The following is an 18663-nucleotide window of genomic DNA, read 5'->3' as shown; positions in this document are numbered from 1 at the left end:
GACCTATTCGCCTCCGTCCAGGTCGCGGAAATGGGCCTCGGTGATCCCGTCCAGCAGCTGAAAAGAGCGGATGCGAATCACAACGACCGGTGCCGCCGGATCCTTCGCCAGTTCCTCCAGGTCGGGGTGACGCTCGATCAGGCAGCGCCGAATACCGGCTTCCCGCTCCGGAGAACCGGGAGACTCGAAGCGGCCGCTGACGGTCAGGGCCATAGCCCGCGGCTGTCGTTCTCCCCGGGTGTCCACGAGAAGGCTGACGTTCGGATTCGCAAGGAGATTCCGGTATTTTTTTGTCTCCGCCCGGGTCAGCATCCAGACCTCCCGGCCGTCCTCCGAGACCGCGTAAGACATGAGCGAACAGTGCGGAACCCCCTCTGATTCCGTGGCCATGACGCACAGGTCCTTCCGTTTCAGCAATTCCTTCATTCGCTCCAGCATGATCCCTCCCGACCCCCATTCTTTTGATTCCAAATGAAACAGAAATCCTCACGGAAATCAACCTCTCCCGGCCTGCCTCCGCACACGGGGCACCTCCGGGCCCGAAGGACCGGCCCAACGGATGATACGGACCGCCCCGTATCCCGGATCCGGCGGCGGCTCCTCGGGTGGTATGAAAAAAACCGGCGGGACCTTCCCTGGCGTGAGACCCGGGACCCCTTCGCCGTCTGGATCTCGGAGATCATGCTCCAGCAGACGCGGGTGGAAACGGTCATCCCGTATTACCGGCGCTTCCTGGAGCGCTTTCCCGACGCCTCCTCCCTGGCGGCCGCCTCGACCGACGAAGTCCTGAAGGTCTGGGAAAACCTGGGATACTATTCCCGGGCGAGGAACCTCCATGAGGCAGCGAAGATCGTGGCGGAACACCACGGCGGCCGTCTCCCGGAAGCGCATGAGGACCTGGTGGCCCTGCCGGGAATCGGCGAGTACACGGCGGGAGCCGTCGGCAGCATCGCCTTCGGACGGATCGTTCCGGCAGTGGACGGCAACGTCCGGCGCGTCCTGGCGAGGCTGTACGCCATCGGCGAACCGGTTGACTCCGGCCCCGGAAAGTCGCGGATCCGGACGCTGGCGGAGAGGCTTGTGTCCCCGGAAGACCCCGGGGCCTTCAACCAGGCCCTGATGGACCTGGGCTCCCGGATCTGCACGCCCGCCCTGCCCCGCTGTCGGGAATGCCCCCTGGCGGACGAATGCGAGGCCTTCCGGCAGGGCCGCCAGGAAGAGATTCCCATGAACTCCCCGAAAAAGCCCCTGCCTTTCGAGACCGCCGTTGCAGCCGTTCTCCGCAACCGGGACGGTCGTCTCCTCGTCGTCCGGCGGCCGCTTCACGGATTCCTGGGCGGGCTGTGGAAGCTCCCCGGTGGTTTCCTCCAGCCCGGCGAGGATCTCCCGGCTGGGCTCCGGCGGACCATGAGGGAAGAGACGGGGCTTGCTGTCCGCGTCCTTGACGAGCTGGCCTCCGTAAACGCGGTCTATTCACACTTCCGCCTCCGCCTGACGGCCTTCCGCTGCCGGAGACAGGGCGGCGGGAGACCGCCTTCTGAAGGCCCTGACCGGAGATGGGTCACGTTCGAGGAGATGAACGGCTTGGCCTTTTCCAAGGCGGACCGGCTCCTGTTGCCGTTCCTTCCACCCTTCCCGTCGCGCGCCTCCGCCGGATAAGCGGCGATACCCGTCCGATCCCTTTACTTTTTCCGCCGGATTCATTATCTTCAGAAAAACGCATCGGGCGAGGAGGACATGTCCAAGGACAAGATCCCGGCGACCCCCGCGATCCGTTTCCTCAGGGAGCGAGGGATTGATTTTCAGCTTCGTCCCTACCGCTACGAGGAGCACGGCGGAACCCGCGTCTCCGCCCGGGAACTGGGCGTCAGCGAACACCAGATCATCAAGACGCTCGTCATGGAAGACGAGCATGGCGCCCCGCTGATCGTCCTGATGCACGGGGACCGGCAGGTCTCCACCAAGGCCTTCGCCCGGCAGTTGGGAGTCAAGAGCGTCACCCCCTGCGATCCGAAGGTTGCGGAGCGGCACACCGGCTACAAGGTGGGGGGAACCTCCCCCTTCGGGACCAGGAAGCCGCTGAAGATATACGTGGAGGAGAGCATCGCGGGCCTGCCCAGGATCCTCATCAACGCGGGGGGACGGGGGATCCTGGCGGAGATGTCTCCGGCCGACCTGATCCGGGCTCTCCACCCGGTCACGGTGCAGGTCGCCATTGAATGAGGCGCGTCATGCCGAAGGAACGAAAACAGCAGGAAGAGCAGATGATCGTCCGGTGCCTCCACTGCGGGGTCAAGAACCGCATCCCCAAGGTCCGCCTGCAGGACCGCCCCGCCTGCGGCAACTGCCATTCCCCCCTGGATGAGATGATCATCCGGTGCCTCCACTGCGGCGCCAAGAACCGCATGCCGGAAAACCGGATTCACGACCGCCCCGTCTGCGGCGTCTGCAAGACTCCCCTCATCATCTGTCATGCCCCCGCCTTCCCCGTCGACGTGAACGACCAGAACTTTTCCCGGGAGGTCCTGGGAGAAGCCTGCTCCGTCCTGGTGGACTGCTGGGCCCCCTGGTGCGGCCCCTGCCGGACCATGGAGCCCGTCATGGAGGACCTGGCGGCCAAATACGGCGGCGCGGTGAAGATCGCCAAGCTTAACGTTGACGAAAATCCGATCACGGCCTCCCAGTACGCCATCCGGAGCATCCCGACACTCCTGTTCTTCCGCGGCGGGGTGGTGGTGCAGCGGCTGGTGGGCGCCCAGTCGAAAGAGGCCGTCGAGGAGCAGCTCCTGGCGACCATCCAGACGAACTGACGGGGTCCTGCCTTCAAACCGTCCTTCCCTGCAATCCGGCACGGCCGGATGCCCCGCAACGGGTTTTCAGCCGCAGTGCCGGCCTCCGATACCGGCGAATCCAAGAATGCACCCAGACAGGATGTCCTCATGAAGAGATGGAACCTCCGGCTCCTTGTCGCAATGGCCCTCTCGATCCTCCTGGCCGCGGGCTGCGCCCGCCTCAACTCCTTCCAGCGGGACGGCGAGATCCGCCTGGCCGGGCTGAAGGCCCCGGTGGAGGTGGTCCGCGACGAGAAAGGGATGGCGTACCTCTACGCGGCCGATGAGCACGACCTGCTTCGGGCTCAGGGCTTCGTAACGGCCCAGGACCGGCTCTTCCAGATGGAGTTGCTTCGCCTGCTCTCCTCCGGCCGCATCTCCGAGCTGGCGGGTCCGGCGGGCCGGGAAGCGGACATCCGCATGCGGACCATCGGCTTCCGCCGGCAGGCCGGAAAGCACGTGTCCATCCTGAGCGGCGAAACGGCGCGTTTCCTCCAGGCCTACCTGGACGGCGTGAACGCATTCATCGCGCGGAGACAGGACTGGCCGTTGGAGTTCAGGCTGGCGGGGCTCCGGCCGCAGCCCTGGACCATCGAGGATTCCCTGGCCGTTGCCTATTACATGGGCTGGGGCTCGGCGGCGAATCTCAAGGATGAAATCATCGCCCAGATGATGGTCGAGAAATTGGGCCCCCAGCGGGCGCGGGAGCTTTTCCCCCTGAACGTCAATCCCGACGAGGTCAGGGAATGCCCGGCATCGAACGGAATCGGGCGGGGCGCCCTTCCGGAAAGGCGCCACCTCGATCTTGCCTCCGACCGGACGCTGATGGCCCTCCCGGCCGACCAGGCCGCGGGATTGCGCCTCGGAAGCAACAACTGGGCAACGGGAGCCGCCCTTTCCGTAAGCGGCAGGCCGGTGGTCGCCAACGACCCGCACCTCGATGCCCGGATCCTCCCGGGGCCCTGGTATCCCTGCGGCCTGATCCTCCCCTCCTCCAGGATTGTGGCCGCCTTCATCCCTGGCGTGCCGGGACTCGGCATCGGCCGGACCGACCGCATCGCCCTGGGAATCACCAATTCCTACGGCGACGCCCAGGATCTGTTCATCGAGACGGTCGACCCGGCAGACCCCGGCCGCTACCTGGAGGGAGGGAACTCCCTCCCCTTCGAGGTGATCACGGAGACGCTGAAGATCAGGGACAAGGCCACCCCCGGTGGTTTCCGGGAGGAAAAAATCGCGATTCGCCTCACAAAGCGGGGTCCCGTCGTTTCCGGCGTCCTGAAAGGCCTTGGTGCGGACCACGTCATGAGCCTGCGCTGGTCGCCCTTCGAGACGATGGCGGCCTCCCTTGGAAGCGAACGCCTTCTTCAAGCCCGCAATGTACAGGAAATCAGGGAAAGCCTGCGCGGCCTGACCCTCATCATGCTGAATTTCGTCTTTGCCGACACGGACGGGAACATCGGCTGGCAGACAACGGGCCGCCTGCCCATCCGCGCCCGGGGACAGGGACTCCTTCCCCATAAAGTCACGGACGGCCGCGACGACTGGACCGGCTGGATTCCCTTCGAAAAGATGCCCCATGCGGACAATCCGCCGAGAGGCTGGGTAGGAACCTGCAATCATCATGCGGTTCCGTGCGATTATCCCCACTACTACTCGTCCCATGCGTCGGCGTCCTACCGCTACCGGCGGCTGATTGAGCTGCTGGACGCCCCGGGGAAGAAGACGGCGGCGGACCACTGGCGCTTCCAGAGGGATGCTGTAAACCTGATGGCCCGGAAGATTGCACCCGTCATGTCGGAGGCCCTGCTCCGGCACGAGGACACAAAAGCCCTGGGCCGCATCCTCGGCCGCTGGGATTTTGTCGACGATCCGGACCAGGCGGCGCCGGCCGTCTTCCAGGCGGTGTACCGCCGGTTCTTCTTCGCCGCTTACCAGGACGAGCTGGGACCGGCCCTCACGGAGCTCCTGGCTGACAATCCATACTTCTGGCAGGAATCTCTCCAGAAGATGTTCCTGGCCGGAGAGTCCGCCTGGTTCGACGACGTCTCGACGCCCGCCGTCCGGGAAGCGAGGGACGACGTCCTGCACCGCGCCGGGCGGGAGGCGATCCGGGAGCTGGGCCCCCTGTACGGCGGAGATCCGGAGGGATGGCGATGGGGCCGCATGCACCGCTTGACCCTGGTGTCTCCGATTCGCCGCGAGGGGTTTGCGGCTTCCATTCTGGGCGGCGGATCCCACTCCATGGGCGGCTCCCAGGAGACCCTCAACCGTGCCGCCCACGATTACAACCGTTCCTACGATGTGTCGTTATCCGCGTCCCTGCGCATGGTCATGGACCTGGGGGATCCCGACAAGGTCCTGGCCGTTCTGCCCGGCGGCGTTTCCGGCCGCCTCTTCGACCCCCACATCAAGGACCAGGTTGAACCCTTCATGAACGGAGAGGTTCGCTCCTGGTGGTTCAGCGACCGGAAAATCCGGGAAAACGCCCGGACGATCCAACACCTGCTCCCGGAAAAACAGGAGTGAGGATTCGAAGCCGAAGAAGGGATATCCCGCGACCGCCCCGCCCCGAAACTGCCGGCGGGCGGCGGGATGACAGGAAGGATGGATTCAAGAAGCGCCGGAAAGGCCGGTCCGCGCCGTTCAGCGCGTGGTCCGGTTCCGCTGGTGAAGCTGGATTTCCAGCTCCTTGAGGAGTTTCAGATCTTTTCTCAACTGCTCGTTTTCTTGCTGCAGGGTCGCCAGTTCCGCCTGGAGGCGCTCCCGGATCTGGCTCATTTCCCTGCGGAGCTGCTCATTCTCCCGCTGGATGCGCCTGGCCCCCTCCGCCGCTTCCGTGGCCGTCTTGGCCCCCGTCTGGATCGACTCGATCAGGCGCTCCTGCTCGTCCAGCAGGCGGACCAAGGCCTCTGCGGCTCTCACCCATCGGCTCTCGGGATACGTCACCGTCAACTCTGCGAAGCTGTTTCTCGCCTTCGCCAGCACTTCCTTGCTTCCACCCGCCTCAAGGGCCGCGAGTCCCGCCTCGAACAGCTCCGTGTCGGAGGCGGGAGGTCTGGGAACGTCCCGGTCGGCGACCGTTGTTTTCGACGGGGCGCAGGCGGCGATTCCCAGCACCAGAAGAATGACGGCCATGATCCGCATCCACGGTTTCATGCGATTGCCTTTCCCAACGTCTCCTGCTTCACGTAATTGCTTCCCGGCAGGGTCTTGGCGTATTCCTTGAGCTCCGCCGCCTTTTTCGCCATCGCCAGCGCGCTCGGGAAGCGGCTTCCGTCGTCCGTAACGATGGCCACGCTCACGGTGATCAGGGGGAATTTCTGCGCCTGCCCCTTCCGGTCTTTCCCCATGATGGACCCGCGCTCGCGGTCCTCGGTGCTGTAGAATGAATGGATCTGATTCTCGAACTCCTCCACGAGCTGCCGGCTCATCGCTTCGGCGGCAGCCGGCTCGGCGATAACGACAAAGTCGTCCCCGCCGATATGGGCGACGAAGACGTCCTCCTCGCCCGCCGCGTCCAGGTGCTGCGTCAGGATCTTGGCCACCTCCTTGATGATCTCGCTGCCCCAAGCGTATCCGTACTTGTCCGCGAAAGGCTTGAAGTTGTCAAGATCCACGTGGCAGAGGGAAAACATTTTTCCCTCCGTCCGCCGTCGTTCCAGTTCCCGCTCGATGGCCAGGTTCCCCGGGAGACCCGTCAGGGGGGAGGCGTCGAGATTCAGGGCCTCCAGCTCCTTCAACCTCTCCGTCATGACCCCGAAGGCTTTGGCCAGGGAGCCGATCTCGTCGTCCCGCTCCATCCGGATGGCCGGATCGAAGTTCCCCTCGGCGATCACCCCCGTGGCCTTTTCGAGTTTCCGGAGGGGAATCGATATGTTGTACGTAATGAACAGGGCGACGATCATCCCGCCCAGGAGGCTGACCAGGCTGAGCAGGATGGTGATGCGCGAGGCCCGGAGTCCCTGTTCGTTGATCAGGCTCATCCGGGAATCGACGTCCCGTTCCCCGAATTTCTGGCAATCCCGCAGGGAGGAGGCGATCTGGTCGAGCAGCGGTTTTCCCTCCTGCTCGGACAGCGCCCGGGCCTCGTCGACCTTGTTCTCCTCGACGAGGGCGATCTCCCGCCGGAAAACCTCCCCGTACTGCCGGTGGAGAAGTCCCATCAGGGAGACCCGCTTCGTGATGATCTTCGAGCGGTTCTTGCCCATGGCCTCCAGGCCGGACTTGAATTCCCGGTTCAGGCTCCAGAAGATCTCCGTCAGCTGCGGGTCCTTGAGGATCAGGTATTTTTTCTCGGCGCTCTCCTGGGCGAGGAGCGTCTCCGAGAGGCTCTTGGCGGTCTCCACCACCGGGACATCCTCGCTGATGATCATGTAGGCCAGGTCGCTCAGCCGGCCCAGGCTGAGTACGGCGTAGAGGCTCGCCAAGACCGTCAGGAGGGCCATGGCGAAATAGCCGAGCAGCAGTTTGCGGCGGATGTTCAGTTTCATGAATTCGTCCGGAAGCCTTTGAAAACAGGCCAATCCGTATCATATCGCCGAGCCTTAGGCAATTGTGAAATTGCCCTTTCCCTGCCCGCCGGCCTCTGCTACAAGGGCCGCGGAGACCATGAACATGAACGCGGCGGTCCGGGACGGATTCAAGAACGGCCTCAGCAAGGGATGGGACGGCTTCGTCTGGATGATCCAGATCATCATGCCGGTGTCCCTTCTCACGTCCCTGCTGGCCTGGAGCGGCTGGCTGCGGGAGATCGATTTCATCGTCCAGCCCCTCATGAACGCCGTCAGCCTGCCGGCCATGGCGGCCCTGCCGATCGTCATCGGCATGTTTTCGAGCATCTACGGCGCCATCGCGGCCATGGTCGTCCTGCCGATGAACCAGACGGAAATGACCCTGGTGGCGATCTTTGCCCTGATGGCCCACAACCTCATCCAGGAGGGAATCATCCAGGCCCGGTCCGGCATCCATCCCTTCAAGGCGACGGTCTTCCGCCTCGTCGCCGCCTGCCTGACCGTGATGGCCGTGGCGGCGCTGATGGGGTACGCCCCTTCCGGCGCGGCGGCCGCGGTGGCGGGTCCCGTCCCCGCCCGGGGTCCCCTGGACCGGGCCCTCCTGGAATGGCTGGTCGCGACGGTCAAGCTGTCAGCCATCATCTTCATTGTGATCATGGCTCTTCTTTCCGTCCTGGAAATCATGAAGAGCCTGGGCTGGATTCACCCCATCGTCCGGGCCTGCGCACCGGTTCTCCGCCTCATGGGACTCAACGAGAAAGTGGGAATCCTGTGGATGACGGCCGTCGTCTTCGGGCTATCGTACGGAGGGGCCGTCATCGTCGAGGAGGCCCGGCAGGGACACCTGACCCGGGAAGACCTGGAGACGCTGCATCTGTCCATCGGCATGAATCACTCGATGGTGGAGGATCCGTCCTATTTCATCGCCCTCGGACTTCATCCCCTCTGGCTCTACCTGCCGCGGCTCACGGCCGCAATTCTCACGGTCTGGATCATCCGGCTCTGGTACCGCATCCGGGATGGACGGTCCGCTCCTTCCGAGAAGGCCTAAACGCTCGAATCCCGGGGAAATCGCGGGTATTTGCGGGTTGCCCCGACTGCCGTCTTCTGCTATTTTACAGAAAAATCTCTTTTGCCGGAAACGCCCGTCCTTTCAGGATGCCGGGGCGGCACGGCGGGGAAGACATCTCCGGAGGGCATGGTGCATGATCTACAATGAAGAATTTGAAACGCTGCCGCGGGAGGCGCTGGAGGCGCTGCAGTTGAAGAGGCTCCAGCAGGTCGTCCAGCGGGTCTACCATACGGTCGGGTTCTACCGGAAGGCCTTTGACGACGCCGGGGTGAAGCCGGATGACGTGAAAAGCCTGGCGGACCTCCGCCGGCTTCCCTTCACCACCAAGCAGGACCTGCGGGACAATTACCCCTTCGGCCTCTTCGCCGTCCCCATGAGCAGCGTCGTCCGTCTCCACGCCTCTTCCGGAACGACCGGCCGGGCCACCGTGGTGGGCTACACGAAGCGTGACATCGAGCAGTGGTCGGAGCTGATGGCCCGCTGCTTCGTCGCCGCCGGGCTCACGAAAAACGACATCATCCACAACGCCTACGGTTACGGGCTCTTCACGGGCGGCCTCGGGGCCCACTACGGGGCGGAGCGCCTGGGGGCCAGCGTCATCCCCATCTCGGGGGGCAACACGAAGAGGCAGATCATGATCCTCCAGGACTTCGGCCCCACCGCCATCTGCTGCACCCCCTCCTACGCCCTGAACCTGGCGGAACAGGGAAAGGCCATGGGCGTCGACATGCAGTCCCTGAAGCTCCGGGTCGGCGTCTTCGGGGCGGAGCCATGGAGCGACGAGATGCGCAACCAGATCGAGGACGCCCTGGACATCCAGGCCATGAACATCTACGGGCTCTCGGAGGTCATGGGCCCCGGTGTCGCCATGGAGTGCACCGAGGGCAGGCAGGGGATGCACATCTTCGAGGACCACTTCCTCGCCGAGATCATCAACCCCGCGACGGGCGAGGTCCTCCCCCCCGGGGAGGAGGGCGAACTGGTCTTCACCACCCTCACGAAGGAGGCCTTCCCCCTCGTCCGCTACCGGACCCGGGACGTGACGCGCCTCATCCACGACCCCTGCCGCTGCGGCCGCAGCCACGTGCGGATGGACCGCGTCATGGGCCGGAGCGACGACATGCTCATCATCCGCGGCGTCAACGTCTTCCCCTCCCAGATCGAGGCCGTCCTCGTGGGCATCGATGGCCTGGAGCCACATTACCAGCTCCTGGTGGACCGGGAGGGTACCCTGGATACCCTCGAGGTTCAGGTCGAGGTCCGGGAAGAGGCGTTCGCCAACGCTGACGAAGTGAAGGTCCTCCAGCGGACGGAACGCCGGATCGTCAAGGACCTGAAGGATTATCTCGGCATCTCCGCCAAGGTCAAGCTGGTGGAGCCCAAGTCCCTCCAGCGCTTCGAGGGCAAGGCCAGCCGGGTCATCGACAAACGGAAAATCTGACGGGAGGTGTCCTCATGAAAGTGGAACAGATCTCCGTATTCCTGGAAAACAAGCCGGGGGTGCTCGAAGAGGTGATGAAGGCGCTCAAGGAAGCCAACATCAACATCCGTACCCTCTCCCTGGCGGATACGTCGGATTTTGGAATTCTCCGGCTCATCGTCAACGACGTGGCGGCCACCAGCACCGTCCTCAAGGAGAAGGGCTTCCGGGTCAGCCGCACGACAGTGGTGGCCGTGGAGGTTCCGGACCGGCCGGGCGGGCTCCATTCCATCCTGGAGGCCCTGGGAGGCGAGGCCATCAACATCGAGTACCTCTACGCCTTCGTGGAAAAAAGCGGCGAGAACGCCGTCATCATCTTCCGGTACGACAATCCGGACCGGGCCATCGAGGTCCTTCAGAAGAAGGGTTTCTCGGTCCTCTCGGGAGAAAAGCTCTACTCCATGTAACAACCGGTGCACCCGGGATCCGGCGTCCACGCCGGCCGGCAGGGATCAGCGAACGGGCCGGGCGGAAGGATGATTCCGGTACAGTCCGAAAAAAACGCCAGTGAAAGGAGGCCCCCATGAAAGCAAAGCCCCGCTCCGTCGAACAACTGGTGAAAGAGCAACTGGACAAATGGAACGGCTTGCCGCTCCGGACCGGAGAGACAAGGAAGAAACCCGCTTCCGTCATTACCGTCTCCCGGGATCCCGGAAGCGGGGGCACCGCGATTGCCCGCAGGCTGGCGGCGGCACTCGGCATGGACCTGGTCAGCGGACAGATCATCCAGAGGGTGGCGGACAGCGCCGAGATGAGCGAGAAGGTCGTAGCCTCCCTCGACGAGAAGCAGATCACCCGCCGCGACGACTGGATCACGTCCCTCTTCGAGGTCCGCCACCTCTGGCCCGACAGCTACCTCCGCCACCTGACGAAGGTCGTCGGCACCGTCGGGAGACACGGAAACGCCGTCATCCTGGGACGGGGCGCCAATTTCATGCTCCCCCCGGAGGAGACCTTCCGGATCCGCCTGATCGGTCCCCGGGAGGCCCGCATCGCCCGGGTCATGAAAGACAAAAAGGTCTCCCGGGACAACGCCGAGGAGTACGTGATCCGCACCGAGTCGAACCGGAGCGCCTTTGTGAGGAAATATTTCCATGCCGACATCGCCGACCCCGCCCACTACGATATGACCCTCGACACGAGCCGCCTCGGCATCGAAGGCACGGTGGAGTGCGTGAAAGCCGCCTACACGGCGTGGTGGAAGACCGCCGGCTGAGGAATCCGCGTTTCACGGTCACACAGGACACACGCCTCGGATTCCTTTTTGGGATCCGGGGCTTTTTTCGCTCTCCGGAAAAACGCGCCCTCCCAAACCGGTTGACGTCCGGGGGCGAAAACATGCAGAATGGCGCCAGCCATTCGGCGGAAAAGGCCCGGAAAGGCGGCAGGAATTCCTCGTGGCGAAAAACCCGGAACAACAGAACCCGGCGGATGAGTTGGCCGGCCTCCGGCGCAGGATCGCGGACCTGGAAAAGGCGCAACAGATCCGCCATGCCGGCGAGGCGCTCCTGGCCAGCATCATCGGCGGCTCCCCGATCCCGACCTTCGTCATCGGGCGGGACCACCGGATTCTCTACTGGAACCGGGCCCTGGAGGAGCTCAGCCGGATCCGCGCCGACGAGGTCGTGGGCACCAACCAGCACTGGCGGGCCTTCTACTCCCGCGAACGGCCCTGCATGGCGGACCTCCTGGTGGACGGCGCCCTGAAGGCCATCCCGACCTGGTACACCGGGAAATACATCCCCTCGAAGCTCATCGACGAGGCCTACGAAGCCACCGACTTCTTTCCCGAGCTGGGAGAAGAAGGACGTTGGCTGCGCTTCACCGCTGCCGTACTTCGCGATCCCCGGGGAAACCTCGTCGGCGTGGTGGAGACGCTGGAGGACATCACGGAGCGGCGCCAGGCCGAAGAAGCCCTCCGGGCCGCCCACGAGGAGCTTGAATCGCGCGTCCGGGAGCGGACCGCCGAGCTGGCCGAGGCCAACCTCGCCCTCAAGGAGACCACGGAGCATCTCTCCCTCATTCTCGAATCCCTGCCGATTGTCTCCTACAGCCGCCAGGCTTCATCCCCCTTCGCCCTCACCTACGTCAGCACCAGCGTGCGGGAAATGACCGGCTTTTCCCCCGGACAATTCCTGGAGGATCCCGGCTTCTGGGAGAGCCGCGTTCATCCGGACGACCGGGCGCAGCTTCCGCAGGTACCGAAGACGAAGCGGCGCCAGGGACGGTCGGAGTACCGCTTCCGCACGGCCGACGGCAGCTATCGCTGGTTCTCGGACTACTGGCGCGTGCCCCGCCACTCCGGGGGACCGCCCCCACAGGTCGCCGGTGTCTGTCAGGACGTGACGGAAGAAAAGCGGATGCGGCAGGAGGCGGAGCTTCGGCTCCAGCAGATGATCCAGACCCACAAGCTCACCGCCCTGGGTGAGGTGGTGGCGGGGGTGGCCCACGAGATCAACAACCCCGTCAGTTTCATCTCCTACAACATCCCCCTCCTGGAGGAGATCTGGAACGCCGTCGAGCCCGGCATCCACCGCCTGGGGGAGATCGACCCGCGCTGGAAGAACCGGGACATCCACCCCGAGGAGCTCACCCGGCACATGCGGGAGATCATCGAGGCCTTCCGCGTTGCTTCCAACCGGATCAGCCGGGTCATTACGAATCTCAAGGAGTTCTCCCGCTCGGACGAGCGCTCCGCCCGGATGAAGCCCCTGCAGGTCGCTGAGGTTGTCCAGGGTGCCCTCCTGATCGTCGGCGGCCAGATCCGGCGGACCGTCTCGACGATCGAACAGCGTATCGAGCCTGACCTGCCGCCGGTTCTGGGAAACCTCCAAAAGCTGGAGCAGGTCCTGACGAACCTGCTCATCAACGCCCACCAGGCCATGCCCGGCGGCCGCAAGGGCCGCATCACCGTCTCTGCCCGCTCCATTCCCCGCCTGAACGCGATTCTCCTGGACGTGGAAGACAACGGCCGGGGCATCCCCCGGGAAAACCTGGGGCACCTGTTCGATCCCTTTTTCACCACCCGGCGGGATTCGGGCGGAACAGGACTCGGCCTGTCCATATCTTACGGCCTGGTGCGGGAGCACAACGGCCTCATCGGCGTGCTTTCCCGGCCCGGCATGGGGAGCCGCTTCTCCGTTTTTCTTCCCGTCGAGGGCAAGACCCTGCCCAGGATCCTGCCGTCCATCCTGTGCCTGGGAACGGACCTGGAATTTCTCGGCGCCCTGAAGGCGGCTCTCGTAGAGGTGGAAACCTGGGAGGCCCGCCCCGGGGTCGGTGCACCCGCCGTCCTGAAATACCTGGACGAGCACCCGGAAGTGGACATCGTGGTCACGGAGTGGAGCCTCCCGGATCTGGACGGGCGCGATCTGCTCAAGGCGGTCCGGGACCGGTTCCCCCTGGTGGAGGTAGTGCTCTGCGCGCCCGAGGAGGAGATGCAGCGCCTGTCCGCCGGGGATGGCGCCACAGAGATTCTGCCCAAATCCGCCGCAACGAAGCGGCTGCAGAAAATCCTGGAGGAAAAGGGGAGGTTGCAACTGTGAGAATCCTGGCCGTGGACGACGAGGAGATCTCTCTCTCCTCGATCAAAAGGCTTCTGAACTGGCGCGGGTATAAGGACGTCGAGACCTGCCGCAGCGGGGCCGAGGCGATCCGCCGGCTCCGGATGGAGGACTTCGACATCGTCCTTCTGGACCTCCTGATGCCGGAGGTGGACGGACTGACCGTGCTGGAGACGGTAAAACCCTATCTGCCGCAGACGGAATTCATCATTCTGACCGCCGTGGACGACCTGTCGACCACGGTCAGGGCCATCCGGACAGGGGCCTACGACTACCTGGTGAAGCCCGTGGACAACGAGCTTCTGATCCTCACGATCCAGCGGGCCTTCGAGCGGAAGGGCCTGCTGAACAGCCTGGCCCCTGTGGCGGCGGGCCGGGTCTCCGAGACGCCCGAAGCCTTCGCGGCGATCGTCACGAAGGACCCGCGCATGAGGTCGCTCCTTGCCTACTCCCAGGTTATGGCCCGGAGCGGAAACCCTGTCCTGATCACCGGCGAGTCGGGAACCGGCAAGGAACTTGTGGCCCGGGGCATCCATCGGGCAGGCCCGTCGCCCGATGGACCCTTCATCGCCGTCAACGTAAGCGCCATCCCCACAACCATGTTCGAGACCCAGTTCTTCGGCCACGCCCGCGGGGCCTTCACGGGGGCCGAGTCGAGCTATCGCGGCTTCTTCGAACAGGCCGACGGAGGCACCCTCTTCCTCGACGAGATCGGTGAGCTGCCTCCGGGCCTTCAGTCGAAGCTCCTCCGCGTCCTGGAGGACAAGACCTTCACCCCCCTGGGGAGCAGCCGAGCCATCCAGGTAGACGTCCGGGTCATCTCGGCAACCAACATGGATCTGGACCGGGCCTGCCAGGAGGGACGCTTCCGCCTTGACCTTTTCTACCGCCTCAAGTCGGCTCACATCCATCTTCCGCCCCTCCGGGAGCGGGAAGGGGACATCTCCCTTCTGGCGAACCATTTCCTGAAAGAGGCCGTCCGGAGATACGCTAAGGAAATCAAAGGTGTCAGCCCGGAGGCCATGGAGATTCTCCTGCAGGGGCAATACCCGGGAAACGTCCGGGAACTGGCCCAGGCGGTGGAGAACGCCGTGCTGCTGGCCGATACGCCCTGGATCCTGCCCCGGCATCTGGGAGCGGCGGCGCTCCGGCCGGCCCCCTTCGCCCGTCGCCTGAGCACCCTCAAGGAAAACGACGAGGCCCATGTGGCCTACGTCCTCACGCACACCGGGGGGGACCGGAAACAGACTGCCCGGATCCTCGGGATCACGGTCCGCCAGCTCCAGAGAAAGCTCGCCCAGATGCGACAAGACGCGGCCTGGCTGGCTTATCTGGACGACCATTCCACCGCCTGATCTAGACGACCTTTCCGTCACCAAAGGGGCGACCTTTTCGTCGCCCCTTTTTGTTTCCTTTTATTTCAACTGGTTCGCTTCCAATGGTGTCCGTTCGGCGACCGTCCGGCCTCCGGGTGAAAGGACGGAGACAGGAACGTCCGGAACGTCCGACCCGGCGGCCGCAGCGTTTTCCTCTGCATATTCAAGCATATATACGCGAGTGGCCGACCCGCCATCCCTGGCATGCCCGTTGCTCTCTAAACGGCAAAGGACAAAATCTGCGAGAGGAGGTGGCGGACATGTATATGGGCATGAAGTTGATCGACCTGGTGGAAACGCACGCGGAACCGATCGCCCGGCAGTGGGCCAGGAACGTGCGGAAGAACCCGTTCACCCCTTACTACCATAACGTACCGGAAAAGGACCTGATTCCTCAGGCGGTGGTCTTCTACGAAAATTTCCGCAGGCTGTTCATGGAACCGAAGCCGGTGGAAGCGTCCCAGGGATACTTCACCCGTTACGCCGAGGAGAGCTACCGGAAGGGCGTGCCCCTCCACGAGGCCCTCTATGCCTTGATCCTGATGCGGAGGCAGATCTGGCTCTACGCCGAGTTCCAGGTCCTCTTCCTCACCGCGGTGGAGCAGAACCTGGCCGTGGAAAGCATCACCCGGACGATTCTGATGTTCGATTACGCCGTCTACTTCATCTCCAAGAGATACCGCGAGCTGATGAAGCTCGATTGGTTCGAGGCCCCCAACACGTAATCCCCCCCGCCCCGGGGCCGGCCGACCGCCGGTCCCGGGGCACCCCCCTCGTCCTCGCGATGCCGGGGGAGACAAGGAGGGCTGGCCATGTCCGGATCGCTGAAGCTGATCGCCCTGATCGAGAAGCACGCCGATCCCATTGCCCGCGCCTGGGCGAAGGACGTGTGCAAAAATTCCCGGACCGCATCCTACCACGACATGCCGGAGGACAAACTGGTTCCCCTGGCCATCCGCTTCTATGACAATTTCCGGAAGATGTTCTACGCCGAGAAGCCGGCTGAAGTCTCCCGGGAATTCTTCGCCCGGTACGCCGAAGAGCAGTACGAAGCGCATGTTCCCCTCCACGAGGCCATCTATGCGCTGATCCTCATGCGGCGCCACATCTGGCTCTACGCCGAGTTCCAGGTCATCTTCATCACCGCCGTGGAGCAGAAGCAAGCCGTGGACAGCCTGGTGCGGACCATCCTGATGTTCGACTACGCCATCACCTTCATGAGCCAGCGCTACCAGGAGCTGATCCGCGGCGAACTCAACGACCGACTGGCCCTGCTCAACATGATCCGGCTGGAGAGCCCTCTCGGCACGCGCCTTTCCCCGTATCGGACGGCCATCATGACGGTCCTGCTGATCGGCTCGCTCCTCTTGACGTACTACTACCACGCGATGATGGGGTCCAATGTCATCTTCACGCATCTTTTCTATATCCCCGTCGTCCTGGCGGGTATCTGGTGGAAGCGAAAGGGGATCCTGCTGGCGGTGGTCCTGGGAGTCTTCCTGATCCTGAGTCACCTCGTTTTTCTCGGGGGCATCCCCATCACCGACGACTTCGTTCGTGCGGTGATGTTCATCGTGATCGGAGCGGTGGTGGCCTTCCTGAGCGAAGGCATCACCATGGCGGAAGAAATCTATCGGCTGAAGGCCATGTAACGCCGGATTCAGCAAAGAGGGAGTCCGGCCATCCCGAAACGCGGAGGGTACGAATCGATGAAACGGGAAGCCAGCGAAGGAGTCATTCTGTCTGTCCGGGGGAGCGTCGTGGACGCCCGGTTCCCTACAGGCCGTCTTCCGGCCATCGGCAACGTTCTGACGACCGGGGATGACGGCCGGATCCGGGTGGAGGTCATGGTCCAGCTCAACGCGGAGACCATACGGGGCATCTCCCTGATGCCGACCCAGGGGCTGGCCCGGGGGTCGGCCATCAACGATACCGGCCACCCGTTCATGATTCCCGTCGGGAAAGAGCTTCTGGGGCGCGTCTTCAACGTGTTCGGGGAGCCCATCGACAACATCGAGTTCCACGGGAGCGGAGAGGTTCGGTCCCTCCACGGCACACCCGTTCCCATCACCCAGCAGTCCACCGTCTCGGAGATCTTCGAGACGGGGATCAAGGCCGTCGATGTCCTCTGCCCCCTGGAACGGGGCGGAAAGGCCGGGCTGTTCGGGGGGGCCGGCGTCGGCAAGACGGTCCTCCTGACGGAGATGATCCACAACATGGTGGGGCATCACCACGGCATCAGCATCTTCTGCGGCGTCGGCGAGCGCTGCCGCGAGGGGGAGGAGCTCTATCGGGAGATGAAAGAGGCCGGGGTTCTCCCCAACACGGTCATGGTCTTCGGCCAGATGAACGAGCCGCCGGGGGCCCGCTTCCGGGTCGGCCACACGGGGCTTACCATGGCCGAATATTTCCGGGACGAGGAGCGACAGGACGTCTTTCTCCTCATCGACAACATCTTCCGATTTATCCAGGCGGGCCAGGAAGTCTCGGGACTCATGGGGCTCCTGCCGTCCCGCCTCGGCTACCAGCCGACCCTGGCCTCCGACCTGGCGGAGCTGCAGGAGCGGATTTGCAACACCACCACCGGGGCCATCACATCCATCCAGGCCGTCTACGTGCCGGCGGACGACTTCACGGACCCGTCGGCCTCCCACACCTTCAGCCACCTGACGGCCTCCATCGTCCTGTCCAGGAAGCGGGCCAGCGAGGGGTTCTACCCGGCCATCGACCTCCTGCAATCTGGCTCGAAGATGCTCATGCCCAACATCGCCGGGGAGCGCCATTACCGGATCGCCCAGGAGATCCGCAAGAACCTGACAATCTACGAGGAGCTGAAGGACATCATCGCCATGCTGGGCATCAACGAGCTCTCCCGGGAGGATCAGCGCACTGTTTACCGGGCCCGCCGCCTGGAGCGGTTCTTCACCCAGCCCTTTCACGTGACGGAGCAGTTCATCGGCAAGGCGGGCAAGACCGTCTCCCTGCAGGATTCCCTGGACGGATGCGAGCGCATCCTCAATGACGAGTTCGCCGATTTCCCCGAAAACGTCCTCTACATGATCGGCTCCATCGAGGAGGCCGCAAAACAGAAGGAAGAGGCGTCATGAACCTGAAGATCCTGCTCCCTTCGGAAGTCTTTCTCAGCGCCGAGGTAACCAAGGTGGTGGCCGAGGCCGAAAACGGATTCTTCTGCCTGATGCCCCAGCACGTCGATTTCACGGCGGCCCTGGTCCCGAGCGTGTTTTCCTACACCGCCGCCGACGGCGCAGAGCACTACCTGGCCGTTGACGTGGGCACCCTGGTCAAGAAGGGAAGCGAGATCCTGGTCTCGACACGGAACGCCTTCCAGAGTCCGGAGCTTGGTCACCTGAAGGACGTGGTGATCCGCCAGTTCGAGGAGATCGACGAGCGGGAGAAAAAGGCCCGTGCCGCCGCGGCCAGGCTGGAGATCGATCTGCTTCGCCGATTTATGGAGCTGCGCCATGACTGAAGAGAAACTTTCGTCGCGGGAGAGGCGCCGGAAGCAGGCGGAGGAGTTCACCCGCAAGGTGGATACGAAGGAGAAGCGCCGCATCAAGGGGAAGACCCACAAGGACGAAACGGTCTGGTTCGGCCTGGGCATGATCGGCGTCGTCGGCTGGTCCGTGGCCATTCCCACCCTTATCGGGGTAGCCATCGGGCTCTGGATCGACAATTCCTGGCCGAGCCGGTTTTCCTGGACCCTTATGCTCCTGATCCTTGGAGTGTCTCTGGGAAGCCTCAATGCATGGTACTGGGTGAAAAAGGCCCGGGAAAACATCATCAAGGACTGACCGGAGTGTATCCGG

18 protein-coding genes are annotated in these 18663 nt (G+C 63.9%); 15 read left to right on the top strand and 3 right to left on the bottom strand.

The window, feature by feature from the left end:
• Nucleotides 1-3: 3 nt before the first annotated feature.
• On the bottom strand, nt 4-438 hold the full coding sequence (locus PLO63_15760) for a pyridoxamine 5'-phosphate oxidase family protein (protein ID HOI75602.1): 435 nt from the start codon (nt 436-438) through the stop codon (nt 4-6).
• A gap of 33 nt (nt 439-471) precedes the next feature.
• On the opposite strand from PLO63_15760, the gene mutY reads away from it, so the two are divergent.
• From mutY to PLO63_15740, 4 genes are all read left to right on the top strand, one after another.
• Entirely contained in the window at nt 472-1659 is a 1188-nt protein-coding gene (gene mutY / locus PLO63_15755; protein HOI75601.1) for an A/G-specific adenine glycosylase, read from the top strand.
• 78 nt (nt 1660-1737) lie between these two features.
• Nucleotides 1738-2223 (top strand): Cys-tRNA(Pro) deacylase, encoded by a 486-nt coding sequence (gene ybaK / locus PLO63_15750; protein ID HOI75600.1) that lies wholly within the window; start codon nt 1738-1740, stop codon nt 2221-2223.
• Nucleotides 2224-2231: 8 nt separating this feature from the next.
• Nucleotides 2232-2810: a thioredoxin gene (gene trxA / locus PLO63_15745; GenBank protein ID HOI75599.1), complete on the top strand. Its 579-nt coding sequence runs from the start codon at nt 2232-2234 to the stop codon at nt 2808-2810.
• A 129-nt stretch (nt 2811-2939) separates the two neighbouring features.
• The gene (locus PLO63_15740) at nt 2940-5360 is read left to right on the top strand and encodes a penicillin acylase family protein (GenBank protein ID HOI75598.1); all 2421 of its coding nucleotides are present in this window, start codon (nt 2940-2942) and stop codon (nt 5358-5360) included.
• Nucleotides 5361-5477: 117 nt separating this feature from the next.
• Here the strand turns inward: PLO63_15740 and PLO63_15735 are convergent, their stop codons facing one another.
• Nucleotides 5478-5990, bottom strand: coding sequence for a hypothetical protein (locus PLO63_15735; GenBank protein ID HOI75597.1), 513 nt, complete (start codon nt 5988-5990; stop codon nt 5478-5480).
• Entirely contained in the window at nt 5987-7324 is a 1338-nt protein-coding gene (locus PLO63_15730) for a diguanylate cyclase (GenBank protein HOI75596.1), read from the bottom strand. The genes PLO63_15735 and PLO63_15730 overlap by 4 nt, the downstream gene beginning before the upstream one ends.
• 118 nt (nt 7325-7442) lie before the next feature.
• Here PLO63_15730 and PLO63_15725 point away from each other — a divergent pair, with 118 nt between their 5' ends.
• From PLO63_15725 to PLO63_15675, 11 genes are all read left to right on the top strand, one after another.
• The gene (locus tag PLO63_15725) at nt 7443-8396 is read left to right on the top strand and encodes a hypothetical protein (GenBank protein HOI75595.1); all 954 of its coding nucleotides are present in this window, start codon (nt 7443-7445) and stop codon (nt 8394-8396) included.
• Between the two features lie 154 nt (nt 8397-8550).
• On the top strand, nt 8551-9858 hold the full coding sequence (locus PLO63_15720) for a phenylacetate--CoA ligase (GenBank protein HOI75594.1): 1308 nt from the start codon (nt 8551-8553) through the stop codon (nt 9856-9858).
• A gap of 14 nt (nt 9859-9872) precedes the next feature.
• Nucleotides 9873-10304, top strand: coding sequence for an ACT domain-containing protein (locus PLO63_15715; protein ID HOI75593.1), 432 nt, complete (start codon nt 9873-9875; stop codon nt 10302-10304).
• Nucleotides 10305-10420: 116 nt separating this feature from the next.
• Nucleotides 10421-11113 carry a cytidylate kinase-like family protein gene (locus PLO63_15710; protein ID HOI75592.1) on the top strand — a complete coding sequence of 231 codons (693 nt, stop codon included), beginning with the start codon at nt 10421-10423 and terminating at the stop codon, nt 11111-11113.
• Nucleotides 11114-11294: 181 nt separating this feature from the next.
• Nucleotides 11295-13442: a PAS domain S-box protein gene (locus PLO63_15705; protein HOI75591.1), complete on the top strand. Its 2148-nt coding sequence runs from the start codon at nt 11295-11297 to the stop codon at nt 13440-13442.
• Complete coding sequence (locus PLO63_15700) at nt 13439-14815, top strand: sigma-54 dependent transcriptional regulator (GenBank protein HOI75590.1); 1377 nt, start codon at nt 13439-13441, stop codon at nt 14813-14815. Before PLO63_15705 ends, PLO63_15700 begins: the two co-directional genes overlap by 4 nt.
• 281 nt (nt 14816-15096) lie before the next feature.
• Nucleotides 15097-15561, top strand: a complete 465-nt coding sequence (locus PLO63_15695) for a hypothetical protein (protein ID HOI75589.1) — start codon at nt 15097-15099, stop codon at nt 15559-15561.
• 87 nt (nt 15562-15648) lie between these two features.
• Entirely contained in the window at nt 15649-16488 is an 840-nt protein-coding gene (locus PLO63_15690; protein ID HOI75588.1) for a hypothetical protein, read from the top strand.
• A gap of 57 nt (nt 16489-16545) precedes the next feature.
• Nucleotides 16546-17943 (top strand): F0F1 ATP synthase subunit beta, encoded by a 1398-nt coding sequence (atpD, locus tag PLO63_15685; protein ID HOI75587.1) that lies wholly within the window; start codon nt 16546-16548, stop codon nt 17941-17943.
• A complete protein-coding gene (locus PLO63_15680) occupies nt 17940-18326 on the top strand; it encodes a F0F1 ATP synthase subunit epsilon (GenBank protein ID HOI75586.1) in 387 nt (128 codons plus the stop codon). Before atpD ends, PLO63_15680 begins: the two co-directional genes overlap by 4 nt.
• Nucleotides 18319-18648 carry an AtpZ/AtpI family protein gene (locus PLO63_15675; GenBank protein HOI75585.1) on the top strand — a complete coding sequence of 110 codons (330 nt, stop codon included), beginning with the start codon at nt 18319-18321 and terminating at the stop codon, nt 18646-18648. Before PLO63_15680 ends, PLO63_15675 begins: the two co-directional genes overlap by 8 nt.
• Nucleotides 18649-18663 lie beyond the last annotated feature (15 nt).

The sequence above is a fragment of the Syntrophales bacterium genome, assembly GCA_035363115.1.
In the GTDB taxonomy this organism is placed as follows: domain Bacteria; phylum Desulfobacterota; class Syntrophia; order Syntrophales; family PHBD01; genus PHBD01.
Note: the sequence above shows the minus strand (reverse complement) of the source record. Positions and strands in the feature narration are given on the sequence as shown.